The organism is Planctomyces sp. SH-PL62 (assembly GCF_001610895.1).
Taxonomy (GTDB): domain Bacteria; phylum Planctomycetota; class Planctomycetia; order Isosphaerales; family Isosphaeraceae; genus Paludisphaera.
On the sequence record NZ_CP011275.1, the window covers coordinates 23519 to 40128 of the forward strand.

Below are 16610 nucleotides of genomic sequence, written 5' to 3' on the forward strand. Positions count from 1 at the left end.
CTAGCCGAACGGGCCCTCACGACCCTGGCGGCGGAATGGCTGCTCCAGGCGCGTCAAGCCTCCGGGAGGCTATTCGACGTCCCCCTCCCCGTCACAGTAGCAGGCGTCGGACCCGTACTTGTACCAGACGTCCATCATGGCCCTCAGCTCCTCCAGGCGGGCGAGGATGGCGACCCGGTCCTGGTAGACGCGGTCGTCGTCGACGAGGACGGGGGGACGCGTCCCTGCGGGCAAGCCCCCGCGGCCGGGGCCGGCGGCCGCGACGAGCACCACCTCATGGGCCAGGCACGACTCCTGCAGGGCCTGCTGGAGCTCCCGACCCGCCGGGTCCTCGGCCGTCCTGTAAAGGGTGATCATCGCCACTCCCGTCCCGCGGGCCTTCCCGCGGCCCGACTCTCCACGCCCCTGCTCCACGATGGTCCGACGCCCGATTATCGAGTCATTGCAACTCGCGGGCGCGCCGCGGCCGGCGAGGAGGTCGTCGGCGACGACGGATGCGGCCGGCTTCCGGCCGGGCCGAGACTGCGATGCGGGGCGGCTCGGAGCGGGAATCGCCGGAACCGCCTGCGTCGCGATCCCGCGAGTCCGCCGCCGGGCCGGCGACGGTCATCGAGGACTCGGGCCGCGCGGGCGCGCCGCCGACGCTATGGACTCGGCTTCCGCGTCCGGCGGCCCGGCTCCGGCCGTCCCTCGGGCCTCGACTCGCCCAGGTGCCTGGACCTGTCTGCAGGCCCGAGTCCTTGACGTAGATGGGCGCTCCGCCGCCGCGGCCCGCCCCTTCCCGCCTCACGGGCACGGCCTCCACCGCACGCGAGTCGCGCAGGGCCTGGATGACGGCGCGTCGATCGCGCGGCGGAGGATCGAAACCTCTTCGACCTCGTCCCCCCGGGGGGATCCGTCGAGGGGGGCGTCGGGTCCGCCGGCCGGACGACGGACCCGTCGCGGCCGACGACGCCCGGCGATGCGGGCTGGGCCTGAATTCCGGGCGATTCCGCGTCATAGAAGTCCGACGCCCCCTTAGCGGGCGGCCCCGGAACGACGCGACCCTTCCACGAAAGGCCCGACCATGTCCAGCAAGTCCAAGAACCGCAGGAACGCCTTCGACTTCTCCGACCCCCGCTGGGCCGACCACGCCGCCGGACGGGCGGCCGCGGCCTGGACGCGGTGGGACGCCCCCTACTTCGGCGGCCCCTTCGACCGCGCGGCCGACCTGAGGCTCTGGCTCGTCCGCGAGGCCGGCGGCCGGCCGATCCTGGCGTGCCTCCGGCCCCGCGTCGACCCCGCCGCCGGCGTCGTCGCGCTCGGGGCCGACGGGGTCGCGGGGGCCTGGGACCTCGCCCTGGAAGACGGATCGCCGGCCGACCTCCACGCCGACGGCTCGCCGACGGCCGACCTGGCCCGCCGGGTCGCCGACCTCTTCCTCCGCCAGTGGCCCTCGGCCCCGGCCGCGCCGCCGCCGGTCCCGGAGACGTACCTGGCCTACCGGGGCCGCGTCCCGGTCCGCATGACGGCCGAGTTCGCCGAGCGGCTCGCCCGCGACTGCGGCGGCGACCCGACCCCGGACCGGGTCCGCGAGGCCTGGGCCGGGGTGCCGACGCTCGTCCGCTCGCCGGACCGGTCGACCCGCTGGCTCTACCCGGCCCGGTTCCTCGCCTCCGACTCGCCCCACGGCTACGCGGCCCACCCCGAGACGCTCGAGCCGGCCCCGGCCCCCGACGCCGAGGCGGCCCCCGGCTGGGTGCGGACGGCCCGCGGGTGGGCCCCGCACGTCCCCCTGGGCGGGGCCGAGGTCTACGCCGCGACCGGCCGCCTGGGCGGCCTCGAGGCGGCGAACCCGGCCTTGGCGGTCTACCGGGGGCACGGCCTGCTGGGGCGGCGCGACTCGCTCGACGACCGCGCCCGCGTCGACGCCGCGGCGGCCCGGCTGGCCGACGACGCCGAGTTCGCCCCGGGGGACCGCCTGGCGCTCTGCGAGGCGATGCGGGCGCGGCTCTCGCGGCGGGTCAAGTACACCCTGGGCGACCTGACGGCCGCCCTGCTGAACCCCCGCCGGCCGGTCGCCGCCTCGACCCACCCGCGGGTCGTCGCGTTCCCCGAGGCCGACCTGGCGTCCCTCGCCCGCCGCGGCTGGGACCTCCGCGGCCTCGCCGCCCTCGGCTTCGACCGGGAGGCGGGCGTCGTCCCGGACCGGGAGGTCGCGACGGAGGTCGAACCGGTTCGGCTCCTCGCCGCCTCGTGACGCCTCTCGAGCCGGCGCGGCGTGGACCTCGAACGGTCCCGAGACGCGCGGGGGTCGCTCGATCCTCGTCCGTCAACGCAGGCGGCCCGTCGGGAGCATGGACGGACGCGGTCCCGCGAGGGCCCGCGTCCGTCCTGAACGCCCGACGGGCCGAAGACCCTTCGTCGCCGAGCGGCGATTCAAATTTGAAGCGGACCGACGACGCCGAACGACCTCCGGCGGTCGTATCATTCCTGAAAGGAGGACGCCTTGGAATTCCCAGCCGAGCCCGACGGCCCGCCCCCGGATCCCTCGCGCCGAGCATGGGCCCCGGACGACCTCGACGCCCGCCGCGAACGCCTGGCGCAGATCCTGGGCGGCATCCTCGCCCGACGCTGGCTGGCCGAGCGTCGCGGCGACGGCCTCGGCCCCCTCGCCCGCGAGGAGGCCCCGGCCCTCCACGATCCCGACGACGCCAGGACCGCCGACCATGAAAGCCCCCCGTGACGACCGGTCGACCCTCCCGAGGCGGCCGCCCGCGAACGACGCCCCCGACGCCGCGTCCTCGCGGAAGCGGGCCCAGTTCCTCAAGGCCTGCGGCGCCTGGCTGGCGCGGTTCCCGCCCGCATCGCCCGTCTACGCGCTCCCGCCGCCGCTCGTCGCCGCCCTGGCGGGACCGATGGGGATCGACGCGGAGGACGTCCGCGCCGAGCGTCTCCTGGAGGATTTCTGCCGCGGCCGCTCCGCGGCGGGGGTCCGGGACGGCCGGCCCGTCGTCTATCGGTGGCTCGCCCCGGGCTCCCCGGAACCCGCGCGCGGCCGATCGATCGCCGCGAGGAACCGGGCGGCGACGCGGGGCCCCGGATCCCCTCTCGACGACGCCGACCTCCGCATCAAGGGCTACCTGGGGCGGCTGCTCGCCCATCCCGGATTCCTCCTCGAGTTCGCGGGCCAGAGGGACGCCTGGTCCGCGCTGCCGGATTCGGACCGCCCCCCCTGCCCCTCCGTCGCGAGGACCTCGCCGCCCCGGGCGCGGCGGATCGCGGCTTCGCGGCCTCCTTCGCCGCGTTCTGCGACCGCTGGGCGCTGGCCGGGGCGGCCGCCTGGGACCTGCCCGATCCGCAGGTCCCCGCCGTCGCCGCCGTCCCATCTTCCGTGCGGGCGACCGGAATCCAACTCGTCCTCCCCTTCCATCACGACCTCGAGGCGGACCGGGAGCTCCTCGATCGAATCCGCCGGGCCCAGCGGGAGCGGGCCCGCGCCGTCGGCCTCGACGCCGCGGCGGGGGGCCTCGCCAATTACGAAGCGTTCGCGCGCATGCTCGAGGTCCTGCACTGGGAACGCGTCGCGACCGGGCGCTACCTGGCCCCCGGTCGGCGGTCGGCCGGCTTCGTCGCCCCCCTCGTCCGGGGGATCGCCCGGTCGCTCGGGATGAAGGAGAGCCAGGTCGGGAAGGTGCGCAAGACGATCTCCGCCCTGCGCAAGGGGAGGGACCCCGCCTCGATCGCCGCCCTCCGCACCCGCTCCTGACGACGTCCCGCGGCGCCGGGCGTCGTCCGTCCCCCGCAGGGTCCCGAAATTCCGGTTTCGGGACCCCCGGCCGTCCACGGGCCCGTCGTATGGACCCGCGCCGTCCGCGATCCCCTCGAGGGGCCGCGCGACCGAGTCCGCGCCCGATCGAGATGGTCCCAAGATTCCATTTTCGGGTCCCCGTGCGCATCCGGCCGCCCGGCCAGGATCGAGCGACGGCCCGACTTAGGCGCCGTCCTCGGCCGTGTCCGGACCGCCCGGACCGCGCCCGATTCGACACCTTTTCCAGGACGACCATGGACGAACCCACCCCGGACGGCGACGCCGTCCGACCCCGCCCGGCGGCCGCGACCGACACCGACCGGCTGATCGACGAGCTCGTCGTCGCCGCCCACCGGCGGACCCCGCAGGAACAGTGCGGCCAGGTCGGCGCGATCTACGCGCGTTACTCCACCAAGGCCCAGGGGAGCGTCGGCGACCAGGTGCGGTCGGTCCTCGAGGCGGCCGCGAGGCTGAAGATCCACGTCCCGCGCGAGTTCGTCTTCTACGACGAGGCCGTCAGCGGGAGTCGGAATCGACGCCCCGGCCTCGACCGGCTCCGCGCGACCTTGGCCCGGCGCGGTGCCGTGCAGGCCGTCCTCGTCTTCGCCACCAACCGGCTCGGGCGCACCGCCTACCATGCGATGCAGATCGTCCACGAGGAGATGGTCGGCCGCGACATCCGCTGCGTCTTCACGTCGAACAACATCGACACGGCGGACGGCCACACGTGGCAGCTGCTCCTGCAGGCCTATTCCATGGTCGACCAGATGGTCGTCGCCTCCGCCGCCGCGCACATCCACGCCGCGCACGAGGCGATGTTCGACCAGGGCCTGGTCCACGGGGCGGTGACCTACGGCTACCGCGGCCGCGAGGTCGGGGAGGGCCGGGGCGTCCGGAAGGGCCGGCCCCTCCGGGAGTACGAGATCGACCCCGAGGCCGCCCCCTGGATCCTGCGGGCGTTCGAGTGGTACGCCCGCGAGGGCCTCTCGATCGGCGAGGTCGTCCGCCGCCTCAACGCCGAGCCGCGGGCCCCGCGCAACCCGAGGCTCCTCGCCGGCTGGGACCATGCGGCGGTCCGGCGGATGTTGGGCAACCCCCGATACCGGGGCCATTGGATGTACGGGGAGACCAAGGCCGTCTGCCACCCCGGGAAGGCCTCCACGGCCCACGTGCGCCGGGACGCGCCCCTCAAGTCGGCCCGGCTGGAGCACCTCCGGATCGTCCCCGAGGACCTCTGGCTCCGGGCCCGGGCCCGGCTCGCGGAGGGGGACCGCCGCGCCGCCGGCCGCAAGCCGCGGGACGGCGACCACCGTTCCCGGCCCAGGGCCCTGGCGGGCCTGTTCCATTGCGGCGCCCACGGCCGGCGGATGCAGGCCGGCGGCGGCCACGGCAAGATGCTGATCTGCAAGGACTGCATGGGGACGCCGCGCGAGCGGAGGTCCCTCTGTTCGATCCTCAACCGGCGCCTGGCGCTGAAGCTGACGTGCGAGGCCCTGGCCCTGCGGATCCGGCGGGACGACGGCCTGGCGACGGCCATCGTCGCGGCCTCGCGCTCCGCCGCGGCCTCGCTCCAATCCCCGGACCCGGCCCACCTGGTCGGCCTCAGGACGCGGATCGAGGCCCTCACGAGGCGGATCGGGTTCGTGATGGACAACCCCGGGGCGGAGCCGCGCGACGTCCTCGAGGCGAAGGCGAAGCTGCAGCAGCTGCGCCGCGAGAGGTCGGCCCTGGAGTCGGACCTCGGCCGGATCGAGGCCGACGCCGCCCGAGCCGTCGAGGTCCCGGACGAGGGGGCCGTCCGCGAAATGCTGTCGAGGCTCGGCGCGACCCTCGACGAGGCCGCGGGGGAGGGGGACGCCCCGGAGGACCGCGCGGTCCGCGAAGTCGTCGACGCCCTCACCGGGGGCCGCGTCGACCTGTTCCAGGAGGGCGGTCGCGAGCCCAAGCGGGGCTGGCTCCGGGGGAGCTTCCGGTTCGACCTGGAGAGGCTGGCCCGCCTGGCGGGATTCCCGGCGATCCCCGCCCCCCCCGACGGCCCCGATCCGCGCGAATTGGTCCGCATCGACTACCGGGAGCCGGCGCCGTGCGAGGCCCATGCGACGGCCGTCAAGGCGCTGTACGACGAGGGCGTCCTGGTCAAGGAGATCGCCGCCCGATTGGGGATCTCCCGCAACCTGGCCGCCAAGGCCCTGGCCTGGTGGCACCGCAGCCGGGACCTCGAGCCCCCCGACGGCCGTTCCCGCCGCTCCTCGCTCCCCGTCGACGCGAGGAGCCTCACCCCCCCGCTCTACGTCCGGCTGGCGGACGAGGCGCTGCGGCTCAGCGAGCAGGGCCTGCTCTACGAGGAGGTCGCCGCCCGCCTGGGGTGCGACCGGAACACGGCCGCCAAGGCGATCAAGCGGGCTTCCGAGCTCCGGGGGACGCCCGCCCAGGACGGCCGATCGCGCCGCAAGACCCTGGATCGATACCGGCGGGGCCGCGACGCCGACGCGGCCCCGCCCGGGACGGCCTGATCCCGCCTCGGGGGCCTCTCCAGCTCGAGCGGCCGCACGGCGTCGGGGTTCCGCAACCCTCGACGCCGTGCGGTTTTCTTTTTAGCCGTCGTCCAGTTCGAGGATCGTTCGTTCTCGGAGTAGTCGTGGACGCGACCACGGCGGATACGAACGATCGAATCGCGAACCGAGCCGCGTAGTTCGAATTCGAAGCGGCTCCCAGCATCCGGGCCTTCGCGTCGCGCCCGGCCCCGGGACGGCACGGGCCGGATCGTCGGCGTCCCGCCGGTCGAGGTCCCCGTCGGCCGTGCGCGACGAGTCCCGAGGATCGTACGTCCTCCGCGCGATCCTCGGCCCTCCACCTGATTTCTACCTCGGTTCGTCGACGACGACCAGGTCGGCTTGAGAGGAGGACGCGTCCGGCCGCGTTCGCCGATCCGCTGGAGCCGGCGGCCGTCAGGCGGCGTCGCTCTCGACGCCGCGGCCCCTGAGCTGGGAGCGCGCCTCCTCGAGGACCTGGACGACGTCCCGGGCCCCCACCGACCTCCTCGGCCAGGTGATGGCGAGCCGGGCGTCGGCGACGGCGAAGGTCCTGGTGGTCGTGGACCCGGCCTCGACGACCCCGGCCCCTCCCCCCTTCTTCGCCTTGGGCCTCGCGGTCTCGCCGACGGCGGCCCCGGCGTCGTCGCGCTTGAGCCCCTCGCCCACGATCCGCGCGGCCAGCTCCCGCTGGGCCCGCTCGTCCTCGAGGCGGCTGACCTCGCAGCCGGACGAAGGCGGGTTGACCTCCCGCTCCACCTGCTCCCGGACGTCCTCGGGGGGCTTGAGCAGCGAGAGCGCCTCGCTCACCGCCCCCTTCGAGACGTTCAGGGCCTCGGCCACCTGCTGCATGGTCCAGCCGTTCAGGTCCATGAGCTGCCGGCAGCCGTCGGCCGCCTCGATCGGCCGCAAGTCCTCGCGGAGGAGGTTCTCGACGAGCGGCTCCTGGCGGACCTCGCTCTCGGTGAGCGGCCTGTCCGTGAAGGCGTAGGAGACCGTCCTGAGGCCCGCGAGCAGGGCCGCGCGGTAGCGGCGCTCGCCGCTGATGATGATCCACTTGCCGTGCTCTTCGCTCCAACGCACCCGGATGGGCTGGAGCTGGCCGGTCCGCTGGAGGCTGGCCGACCGCCGCAGCACCCGCGTGACCTCCGCCGCGATCCGCTCCGGGCTCGGCGCCGGGACGCGCAGCAGTCGCGTGAAGACCTCGCGCGCCTGCGACACCGTCACCGCCGGCCTTTCCCCCCCCGACCCGCCGCCGCTCGCAGCAGAGGAACCACGGCGCCAGGAGCGACAGCGTGACGTGGTGGTGCCAGCCCACCCAGCCCCGAACCTCGTACTGCGCCAGCCCGACCTCCCCCTTGGCCGCCTCGAACACCTCCTCGATCCGGTGCCGCGCGAACCGGGCCCGCACCAGTTCCTCCAGCGGGACGTCGGCCGCGGCGTCGCTCAGCGCGTAGTGCGTCTCGGGCTCGGCCTCGACGGTGCGCATCACCACCAGCCGCTCCTCCGGCCCGACCCGGTGCTCCAGCCGGGTCCGCACCCGCACCGCCATCGCGTCGACCCGCAGCGGGCCCTTCTCGCCGGCCCGGATCGTCAGCCGAGTCCAGCGGCCCGCCGGCAGGGCGGCCGCCCAGGCGTCGACGCGGCGGAACGGGACCGTCCGCGGGCGGCCGCGGCCGGGGCGTCGGCCCGGGGGAGGCGCACACTCCAGGTCGCGGACGATCGTGTCGCCGGGCACGTCGAGGACGTAGCGCTCGCCGCGGCCGCGGAGCCAGGCGCGGAATTGGGCCGGGCGGCCGAACTCGTCGTCGCCGACCACCCAGGCGTGCGGCAGCCCCGGCCCGCTCCGCTCGATCAGTTCGGCGGCGATCCGCCAGCCCTCCCGGAACTCGACGTCCTCGGGGACGTGGCACTTCGCCCGTCGGGCCGGGTCGCCGGCCCAGTCCTTCGGCAGGTACAGCCTTCGGTCCAGCGGGGCGTAGCCGCCGGGGGCGGCGTAGGCCAGGAAGATCCCGCGCTGGCAGTTCTCCTGCTTGCCCAGCCGGCCGCACCACTGCCGACCGACGCCGCAGGAGTCGGCCCCGGACTTCGGGAAGGTCGTGGCGTCGATCGCGAGGACGGCCCGGTCGTCGCCCAGCTCCTCGGCGACGTGGCGGCGGAGCTCGGCCATGACGGCTTCGTCGTCCCACTTGCCGGCCCCGACGAGGAACTGGATCGGCTTGCGGTGGACGCCGGCCTCGACGGCGATCGGCTCGCAGGTCTTGCGCCGCAGCCCGCCGAGCAGGCCCCGGACGACGAGGGCGGCGTTGCGGCGCTGCTCGGCCCGGCGGAACCGCGGCAGATAGCGCCCGAGGAACGCGGCGAGCCGGCCCTCGCAGCCGCGGACGGCCTCGGGGGTCAGGACGGCGTCGGCCAGGAGCGACTGGGCGTCGGGGTGGTCGAGGAGCGACATGGGGGTCCCTCCGGTCGGTGGTCTCCGGCCCTCATCCTAACCCTCGGCACGGGTAAACAATAGTGGAATCGGTGACAGTCCAACTAGTACTAGTTCGCGGTGCGAAATGGAAGTCATTGAGGCGGTGAAATTTGCGTCTCGCCAGCCGGGGGACGGCCGGGTCGGACGGCGATCGCCGCCGGGCCCCGATCACCGCCCCGCCGCCCCCGCGACCTTCGCCAGGTTGTGGGCCAGGACGCCCCATCCGACCCACCGCCCGAAGCCGCGCTCGCCGTGGTACCGACATCGCCTCAGCCCGTAGTCCCGCTTCAGCGCATGGATCCGCCCCTCGATCCCGGCCCGGAACCGGTACGCCTCTCGGAATCGACGGCCCTCCTCCTCGGCCCGCCTCTCCGGCGGGGCCTTGCCGACGTGCGGCAACGCCACGTGCGCGACGCCGGCCTCCTTCGCCAGCCGCTCGTTCTCGGCCGACGCCATCCCCCGGTCGGCGGCCAGCAGCCGCGGGGCCGTCCGAACTTCCGTCGGTGATCCGCCAGGGCGTCCCCCAGGTGCTCCTGGTCCTGGCCCCCGCCCTTCTCCAGGACGCGATAGCCGACGATGATCCCGCCCTCCACCTCGTCGAGCCGGAGCTTGCGGCCGAACTCGGCCGGCTTGCCCGCCTTGAACCGGGGGATCACCTGCGTGTGCGGCTCGAACAGCGAGACCAGCTTCTCGGACGAGGGGACCGGGTCGTCCTTCAGGACCCGCCGCTCGGCCTGGACGACGGCCCGCTTGAGCCGCGGCAGGACCTCCTCGAGCCGCCCGGCCAGCCGCTGCGCCGCGTCGTCGCCTTCGCGGCGCAGCGCCTCGAGCACCCGCCGGCCCTGCGCCCCGGCCCGCTTCGCGACCGCCACCAGCCGGGTGTAGCCGGCCTTCAACGCCTCGCGGCCCTGGTCGCCCTTGCGGCGGGCGATCCGGTGCAGTTGCTGCGACAGCCGGCGCACCGCCCGCACTCGGCTGCGGAACGCCTCGCCCATCCCGAAGGCGGCCTCGCCGAGCACGGCCTTGGCCCGCCGCAGCAGCCGCGACGCCACCCGCACCCCGTCGCCGACCAGGCCGCTGTCGGTGGGGAAGTGGATGTTCGTCTCGACCGCGGTCGTATCGACGCGGAGCTTGCGGCCGCGGGTCGCCTTCAGCGACCGGGCGAGCTGGACGACCCGGTCGTTCAGCGCCTCGAGAGTCTCCGGGCCGATGGTGCCGGCCCACCGGATCAGCGTGGTGTCGTCCGGGACGCGCTCGAGGTAGACCCGGCAGAACTGGCGGAGCACCAGGCTGTCGTTGACGAAGTACTCGGCCTGGGCGTAGCTCCAGCCGTAGAGCCGCATCACCACGAGCATCCGGAGGATCACCTCGACCGGGGTGGAGGGCCGGCCGCGGGACCGTGAGCGCGGCGAGCGGCGGGCCATGCCGGTGCGGACGGCCTCGACGATCTCGTCGTCGTCGAGCAGGCGGTCGAGCTGCTCCAGCTGGGGCTCGAAACGCAGGCCGAGCTGGGGGATCAGGGCGAAGAGGTCGGTCCGGTCGTATCGATTCTTGAGCATGGCTCCAGCGTGCCATCGGTCCGATCGGAGAAGTACCTGAGCATGCCCCCAGCGTACAAAAAGCCTTGGACCAGGGCCATTTCGCACCGCGAACTAGTACTAGTTGGACTGTCACCGATTCCACTATTGTTTACCCGTGCCGAGGGTTAGGATGAGGGCCGGAGACCACCGACCGGAGGGACCCCCATGTCGCTCCTCGACCACCCCGACGCCCAGTCGCTCCTGGCCGACGCCGTCCTGACCCCCGAGGCCGTCCGCGGCTGCGAGGGCCGGCTCGCCGCGTTCCTCGGGCGCTATCTGCCGCGGTTCCGCCGGGCCGAGCAGCGCCGCAACGCCGCCCTCGTCGTCCGGGGCCTGCTCGGCGGGCTGCGGCGCAAGACCTGCGAGCCGATCGCCGTCGAGGCCGGCGTCCACCGCAAGCCGATCCAGTTCCTCGTCGGGGCCGGCAAGTGGGACGACGAAGCCGTCATGGCCGAGCTCCGCCGCCACGTCGCCGAGGAGCTGGGCGACGACCGGGCCGTCCTCGCGATCGACGCCACGACCTTCCCGAAGTCCGGGGCCGACTCCTGCGGCGTCGGTCGGCAGTGGTGCGGCCGGCTGGGCAAGCAGGAGAACTGCCAGCGCGGGATCTTCCTGGCCTACGCCGCCCCCGGCGGCTACGCCCCGCTGGACCGAAGGCTGTACCTGCCGAAGGACTGGGCCGGCGACCCGGCCCGACGGGCGAAGTGCCACGTCCCCGAGGACGTCGAGTTCCGGGAGGGCTGGCGGATCGCCGCCGAACTGATCGAGCGGAGCGGGCCGGGGCTGCCGCACGCCTGGGTGGTCGGCGACGACGAGTTCGGCCGCCCGGCCCAATTCCGCGCCTGGCTCCGCGGCCGCGGCGAGCGCTACGTCCTCGACGTGCCCGGCGACACGATCGTCCGCGACCTGGAGTGTGCGCCTCCCCCGGGCCGACGCCCCGGCCGCGGCCGCCCGCGGACGGTCCCGTTCCGCCGCGTCGACGCCTGGGCGGCCGCCCTGCCGGCGGGCCGCTGGACTCGGCTGACGATCCGGGCCGGCGAGAAGGGCCCGCTGCGGGTCGACGCGATGGCGGTGCGGGTGCGGACCCGGCTGGAGCACCGGGTCGGGCCGGAGGAGCGGCTGGTGGTGATGCGCACCGTCGAGGCCGAGCCCGAGACGCACTACGCGCTGAGCGACGCCGCGGCCGACGTCCCGCTGGAGGAACTGGTGCGGGCCCGGTTCGCGCGGCACCGGATCGAGGAGGTGTTCGAGGCGGCCAAGGGGGAGGTCGGGCTGGCGCAGTACGAGGTTCGGGGCTGGGTGGGCTGGCACCACCACGTCACGCTGTCGCTCCTGGCGCCGTGGTTCCTCTGCTGCGAGCGGCGGCGGGTCGGGGGGGGAAAGGCCGGCGGTGACGGTGTCGCAGGCGCGCGAGGTCTTCGCCCGTCTGCTGCGCGTCCCGGCGCCGGGCCCCGAGCGGATCGCCGCGGAAGTGTCGCGCGTCCTGTGGCGGAAGGAGGCGGCGCGGATCTATCACTGGCACAAGGCCACCGGCGGTTTCCCGCCGCGCCGGCCGCCACCGGATACCAGTTGATCAGGTGAGACTTCCTTGAATCGGTGACAGTCCAACTAGGTTCTGTCTGACGGCTCGATGAGCCGAAAGCAACGGCGGATCATGGCCAGCTTGACCATGGCCAGGAAGTTGACCGCCAGCTTCTCGAACCGCGTCGCCAGCCGCCGGTTCTCCTTCATCCAGAGGATGCACCTCTCGACGATGTTGCGGCGGCGGTAGGCCTCGGCGTCGAACGTCGGGCTTCGCCGCTGGTCCTTGCGGGTCGGGATCACCGCCTTGATCCCTCGCCGTCGCAGGTAGCGGCGGATGCGTCTGTAGCTATACCCCTTGTCGCCGGCCAGGCGGCGGGGCCGGCGTCGCGGCCGGCCCCGGCCGGGCCGCTTGATCCGCACCGCCTCGAGCGCCGGCTCCAGGGACCTCGACTCGTGGGCCTGGCCCGCGGTGACGACGGCCGACAGCGGGACGCCGCCGGAGTCGACGACCAGGTGCAGCTTCGTCCCGAAGCCGCCGCGCGAGCGGCCGAGGGCGTGGTCGGCCGGCTCGGCCGTCCCCCTTTTCCCCCCCGGCCCCGGCGGCCGCGCGGCCGGCCCGGATGGACGTCCCGTCGATGCACCAGAGGTCGAAGTCGATCCGCCCCGAGGCGTCCAGCTCGAGATGCAGCCGCTCCAGGATGCGGTCGATCGTGCCGTCGCGGGCCCAGCGGTTGAATCGGTCGTAGACGCTCTTCCACTTTCCGTATCGCTCCGGCAGCTCCCGCCACTGGGCGCCCGTATGGAGGATCCAGAGGACGCCGTCGAGCGTCGTGCGGTGGTCGTTCCACCGCCCGCCCGGCCTCCCGACCGGAGGGAGCAGGTCGGCGATCAGGGCGAACTCCTCGTCCTTCAGCTCGTAGCGTCGCGTCATCGCGGCCTCCTCGGGGAAGCCGCTATCGTAACGCCTTGCGAGCCGTCAGACAGAACCTAGTACTAAGGACGGGTGGTCGTCAGTTCCGCTGTAACTGATTATCGACCCACTTGCCCTCGGTTTTCCGGCGGCTTAGGTTGGTGGTCATGAGCGAATCGGACCTCGCCAAGCTGGATCGCGACGCCCTGATCGCCCTGATCCTGAAGCTCCAGGCCGAGATCGAGGCCCTGAAGCGGTCGGGCAAGCGGCAGGCGGCGCCGTTCTCGAAGGGGACGCGCAAGGCCGATCCCAAGCGGCCCGGCCGGAAGCCCGGCGAGGGGTCGTTCAAGACCCGCGAGGCCCCCGCCCCCGAGACGCTCTCCGAGCCGCCGATCGACGTCCCCGTCGTCGAGGCCGAGTGCCCGAAGTGCGGCGGCGAACTCGACGAGGGCCGGGTCGAGGAGGCCTCGATCACCGACCTGCCCGAAGTCGTCAGGCCTCGCGTGCGGCTCTTCCGGGTCGGCGTCCGACGCTGCAAGCGGTGCAAGGCGACGGCCCGCGGCCGCCACCCCGACCTCGCCGCCGACCAACGCGGCGCGACCGCGCATCGGCTCGGCCCGCGGATCCTGGCCGCCGCCCATTTCCTCCATTACGGCCTGGGCGTGCCGGTCCGCAAGCTGCCGGCCCTGCTCGAGGCCCTCGTCGGCGTCCGCCTCACCCAGGGGGCGATCACGCTCGACGCCCTGAAGAAGGCCGCCGGGGCGATCGGGGCGACGTATCGAAACCTGTGCGATTCCGTCCGCGAGGCGCCCTTCGTCCACACCGACGACACCGGCTGGCGCGAAGGGGGCTCGCCGAGGTGGCTGATGGTCTTCGAGACCGACGCGGCGACCGTCTATCAGGTCCGCCCGCGGCACCGCAACGAGGAGGTCCGCGAGCGGATCCCCGCCGACTACCGGGGCGTGATGATCACCGACCGGGCCGGGGTCTACGACGCCGAGGCCTTCGCGGGCGTCGAGAAGCAGAAGTGCCTGGCCCACGCGTTGCGGTCGATCTCGGAGGTCCTGGAGTCGAAGACGCGAGGAGCCCGTCGGTTCGCGAAGCGGCTGAAGGACCTGCTGAAACGGGCCCTGGAACTCGGGCGGGAACGCCGCGCCGGTCCGCCGCCGGCCGACTTCGCCGGACGCGTGCGACGCCTGAAATTCGCGCTGACCGACCACCTCCGCGACCGGACGCTCCGGGACCGCGACGACCAGCGGCTGCTGAACGAGCTGGGCCGCTGCAACGACGCGGGGTCCCTGGTGCGGTTCCTGGACGACCCCCGGGTCGAGCCGACGAACAACCGCGCCGAGCGGGCGCTGCGGCCGGCGGTGATCGCGCGGAAGACGTCGCAATGCACCAAGAACGCGCGAGGTACGCGAGCCTTCGAGGCCTGGACCAGCGTCCTGCGGACCCTGTCGAGGACCCTCCCGGCCCCCGACCTGCTCGATGACATTGTCCGCATCACCCACCCCGCCGCCCCCCCGATCTCCTGAGACGGACGCCGGAGCGCTAATCAGTTACGTTCCGCTCCAGGTCGAACATGGCGTGGAGCCGCATGGTCTGCACGGCGTAGCTCCGGGGCTGCTTCTCCCCCGCTCCTTCATCGCGCCGGTGAAGGGCGTTGAGGAGGGCTCAGGCCGTCCGGGGCCGGAACTCCTCGAAGAAGGGCGGGTTCCGCCATTGCTACAGGACCTTCGCCAGATCGCGGTGCTGGACCATCCCCCACTCGAATCCGCGGAAGATGAGGGCATCGGCCCGGTCGTCGTCGAGTTCCGCGTTCCTCATGCACTCGAAGCTGAGGGCATCCTGCTCCTGGAAGGCGGGCAGCGAGCCGACGGCCTCGGCGATGCGGAGGACGAAGTCCCGCTCGCCGTGGATCGTGTGCTTGCGGCGGACGAGCAACTCGGAGTTGAACGCCAATTTGTCGCACACGAAGACGCAGCCGCCGGCGCAGAAGCCGAGCGGGAACGACTTGTCCACGCTGTTGCGGACGCCCACGGCGAGGGCGACGCCCTCGGCGATCGGGCTCTTCAGGTCGAGGGTCCCGAAGAATCGGGAACCGTCCCTGAGCACGCCGAGTTTCTGTCGTTCGACGACGTAGCCCGCCTCCCCGAGCGTGTCGGAGACGACGTTCAGCACGCGGCTGTGGGCCAGCGGGAACCAGCGTCCCTCGGGCCGAGGTGCGATGTACCGTTGGAGCTCCTCCGGTGTGACCGGCTTCGCTCCGCGGTGCAGGACGAGGTTGGAATCTGCCATTGGGGGGTGCTCCAGTCCGGTCGGGAGGCCGGGGCACCGAACCTTATCGAACGCGTCGCAAGCCTCCCTGGTCCGCAGGGGGGCCGTGAATCCGCGCCTACTCGGGATACAGATGGGCCGAGCATGGTAGCAGGCCTCGCGCGGGATGCAATCCGCGGCCCATGTCTTTTCGACGGCCCATTCGTGGCAGATGAGGCCTCCGGTCAGACGGATCAGGGCCGGCCCTTCAGGCTTTCGTCCTTCGACTTCGGAGCAGGCTCGGCGTCCCTTTGTTTTTGTTCTCCAGTATGCGAATGTTCAATTATGCCGACCAACGACTCCACGAGGGTCTCCACCTCCTCCTCCCTAGGATTGCGGCGGCGGATGATTCCTTCGTGGTCGATCACATAGGACGTTGGGAACACTTGCGGACTCCATCGCGTGGTGATCGGTCCGCCAACTCCGCCGTCCCACCAGCATCGCCAGGTGATCTCGCCGGAATCGATGGACTTCTTCAGGGTCGTCCGCTCTTCGTCGGTGTTGACGCTGAGCAGGACGAACGGGCGGTTTCGGAACTTCTCCACGACGGCCCGTTCGCGGGGATACGCTGCACGGCAAGGGCCGCACCAGTTGCCCGAGAAGGTGAGCAGGACGACCTTGCCTTTGTAGTCGCTGAGTTTGAAGCGCTCGCCGTCGACATCCTCGCCTTCGATTTCAGGTGCCGGCTTGCCGACGCTTAAATAGCGGAGTTCGAATAATTCGCCGCCGGCGATCTCGGAGAGAGTGCGCCCGTCCTCCTTGACGTCGCCGTAGTCGGACGCGGCTTGTTCAAGGAGGCCGGCGGCCTCTGCCTCCATCGCCGACACGTCGCTCTCGTTCAAGAATTCGGCGAACCCCTCTTTCCCGCGATGCGCGGCGAACTCATCGATTCTGTCCGGATTTTCCCGCAGCCAACGTATCATCTTGGCCCGATAGGCCAGTAAGCGCCCCAGTGCGAGACAGGCGGAGCCGCGCTCGACTCGCCCGGGGTTTTCTTTGAGCACGGCGCGGATGAATCGCTCGGCGCCAACCCTGTCGAACAGAAAGAAGACCGATTGGCAGGCTTCGCCGACCCCTTGGTCCTTGGCGTGATCCCGCGACAGCAAGGCGACGGCCCTTTCGGAGTGGTCCGAAGGCCCGGCTTTGGCCGTGCGGATGACGAAGACGAGGGCGCCGATCGCGGCGGAGTCGGCGGGCGAGGTTTCGGCCAACTCAAGGGCGAGATCGGAATTCGCGGCGACAGCGGCGAGATAGGCGTCCACCGCCCCTCTACGCCGATCCGGGTCGGACGCCTGCAACCCCGCCTGATATGCCTGCAACGCACGCGCTTGAGAGTCCTTGATGGCCTGCAGGCGTTCCGCTGGAGAAGCTACTGGTGGCGACACGTCCCCCTGGGCTGGGCAGGGTTGCCAAGACGCGCCGATCGACACCAACAACGTCAACGCCTCGATCATGCGATAACGCATCACGAACCTCGGTTCTCTGT

The 16610-nt window shown here is 72.8% G+C and carries 11 protein-coding genes and 2 pseudogenes; 6 read left to right on the top strand and 7 right to left on the bottom strand.

Features of this window, described 5'->3' with window-relative positions:
- Positions 1 to 69: 69 nt before the first annotated feature.
- Positions 70 to 357, bottom strand: coding sequence for a hypothetical protein (locus tag VT85_RS25760; protein WP_156513207.1), 288 nt, complete (start codon positions 355 to 357; stop codon positions 70 to 72).
- A 709-nt stretch (positions 358 to 1066) separates the two neighbouring features.
- Here VT85_RS25760 and VT85_RS25765 point away from each other — a divergent pair.
- The 4 genes from VT85_RS25765 (at position 1067) to VT85_RS25780 (ending at position 6303) form a co-directional block, all read left to right on the top strand.
- On the top strand, positions 1067 to 2239 hold the full coding sequence (locus VT85_RS25765) for a hypothetical protein (RefSeq protein ID WP_068422900.1): 1173 nt from the start codon (positions 1067 to 1069) through the stop codon (positions 2237 to 2239).
- Positions 2240 to 2488: 249 nt separating this feature from the next.
- A complete protein-coding gene (locus tag VT85_RS25770; protein WP_068422902.1) occupies positions 2489 to 2725 on the top strand; it encodes a hypothetical protein in 237 nt (78 codons plus the stop codon).
- 648 nt (positions 2726 to 3373) lie between these two features.
- Positions 3374 to 3748 (top strand): hypothetical protein, encoded by a 375-nt coding sequence (locus VT85_RS25775; protein ID WP_068422903.1) that lies wholly within the window; start codon positions 3374 to 3376, stop codon positions 3746 to 3748.
- A gap of 296 nt (positions 3749 to 4044) precedes the next feature.
- A complete protein-coding gene (locus tag VT85_RS25780) occupies positions 4045 to 6303 on the top strand; it encodes a recombinase family protein (RefSeq protein ID WP_068422905.1) in 2259 nt (752 codons plus the stop codon).
- Between the two features lie 435 nt (positions 6304 to 6738).
- Here the strand turns inward: VT85_RS25780 and VT85_RS25785 are convergent, their stop codons facing one another.
- From VT85_RS25785 to VT85_RS25795, 3 genes and pseudogenes are all read right to left on the bottom strand, one after another.
- Positions 6739 to 7548, bottom strand: a complete 810-nt coding sequence (locus VT85_RS25785) for a ParB/RepB/Spo0J family partition protein (protein WP_068422908.1) — start codon at positions 7546 to 7548, stop codon at positions 6739 to 6741.
- A gap of 100 nt (positions 7549 to 7648) precedes the next feature.
- Positions 7649 to 8773: pseudogene (locus tag VT85_RS30160) on the bottom strand (IS701 family transposase); the annotation flags it as partial.
- 189 nt (positions 8774 to 8962) lie between these two features.
- Positions 8963 to 10353 (bottom strand): annotated as a pseudogene (locus tag VT85_RS25795) (ISNCY family transposase).
- Between the two features lie 186 nt (positions 10354 to 10539).
- On the opposite strand from VT85_RS25795, the gene VT85_RS25800 reads away from it, so the two are divergent.
- A complete protein-coding gene (locus tag VT85_RS25800) occupies positions 10540 to 11955 on the top strand; it encodes an IS701 family transposase (protein ID WP_068422917.1) in 1416 nt (471 codons plus the stop codon).
- 27 nt (positions 11956 to 11982) lie between these two features.
- Here the strand turns inward: VT85_RS25800 and VT85_RS27180 are convergent.
- Positions 11983 to 12829, bottom strand: a protein-coding gene (locus VT85_RS27180) for an IS5 family transposase (protein ID WP_068419915.1) whose coding sequence is annotated in 2 segments (ribosomal slippage) — positions 11983 to 12489 and positions 12491 to 12829 — 846 coding nt in all. Because the reading frame shifts where the segments join, the coding sequence is not laid out codon by codon here.
- Between the two features lie 146 nt (positions 12830 to 12975).
- On the opposite strand from VT85_RS27180, the gene tnpC reads away from it, so the two are divergent.
- Positions 12976 to 14343, top strand: a complete 1368-nt coding sequence (gene tnpC, locus VT85_RS25815) for an IS66 family transposase (protein ID WP_156513208.1) — start codon at positions 12976 to 12978, stop codon at positions 14341 to 14343.
- Between the two features lie 190 nt (positions 14344 to 14533).
- On the opposite strand, the gene VT85_RS25820 is transcribed toward tnpC, so the two are convergent.
- A complete protein-coding gene (locus VT85_RS25820; protein ID WP_068422923.1) occupies positions 14534 to 15106 on the bottom strand; it encodes a hypothetical protein in 573 nt (190 codons plus the stop codon).
- A gap of 212 nt (positions 15107 to 15318) precedes the next feature.
- Positions 15319 to 16590, bottom strand: coding sequence for a TlpA family protein disulfide reductase (locus VT85_RS25825; protein ID WP_197491325.1), 1272 nt, complete (start codon positions 16588 to 16590; stop codon positions 15319 to 15321).
- Positions 16591 to 16610: the final 20 nt, after the last annotated feature.

Coding starts and splice junctions, on each gene's coding strand:
- VT85_RS25825 (WP_197491325.1), bottom strand. CDS start 16,590: ATGCGTTATCGCATGATCGAGGCGTTGACGTTGTTGGTGTCGATCGGC.
- VT85_RS25765 (WP_068422900.1), top strand. CDS start 1,067: ATGTCCAGCAAGTCCAAGAACCGCAGGAACGCCTTCGACTTCTCCGAC.
- VT85_RS25800 (WP_068422917.1), top strand. CDS start 10,540: ATGTCGCTCCTCGACCACCCCGACGCCCAGTCGCTCCTGGCCGACGCC.
- tnpC (WP_156513208.1), top strand. CDS start 12,976: ATGAGCGAATCGGACCTCGCCAAGCTGGATCGCGACGCCCTGATCGCC.
- VT85_RS25820 (WP_068422923.1), bottom strand. CDS start 15,106: ATGGCAGATTCCAACCTCGTCCTGCACCGCGGAGCGAAGCCGGTCACA.
- VT85_RS25780 (WP_068422905.1), top strand. CDS start 4,045: ATGGACGAACCCACCCCGGACGGCGACGCCGTCCGACCCCGCCCGGCG.
- VT85_RS25760 (WP_156513207.1), bottom strand. CDS start 357: ATGATCACCCTTTACAGGACGGCCGAGGACCCGGCGGGTCGGGAGCTC.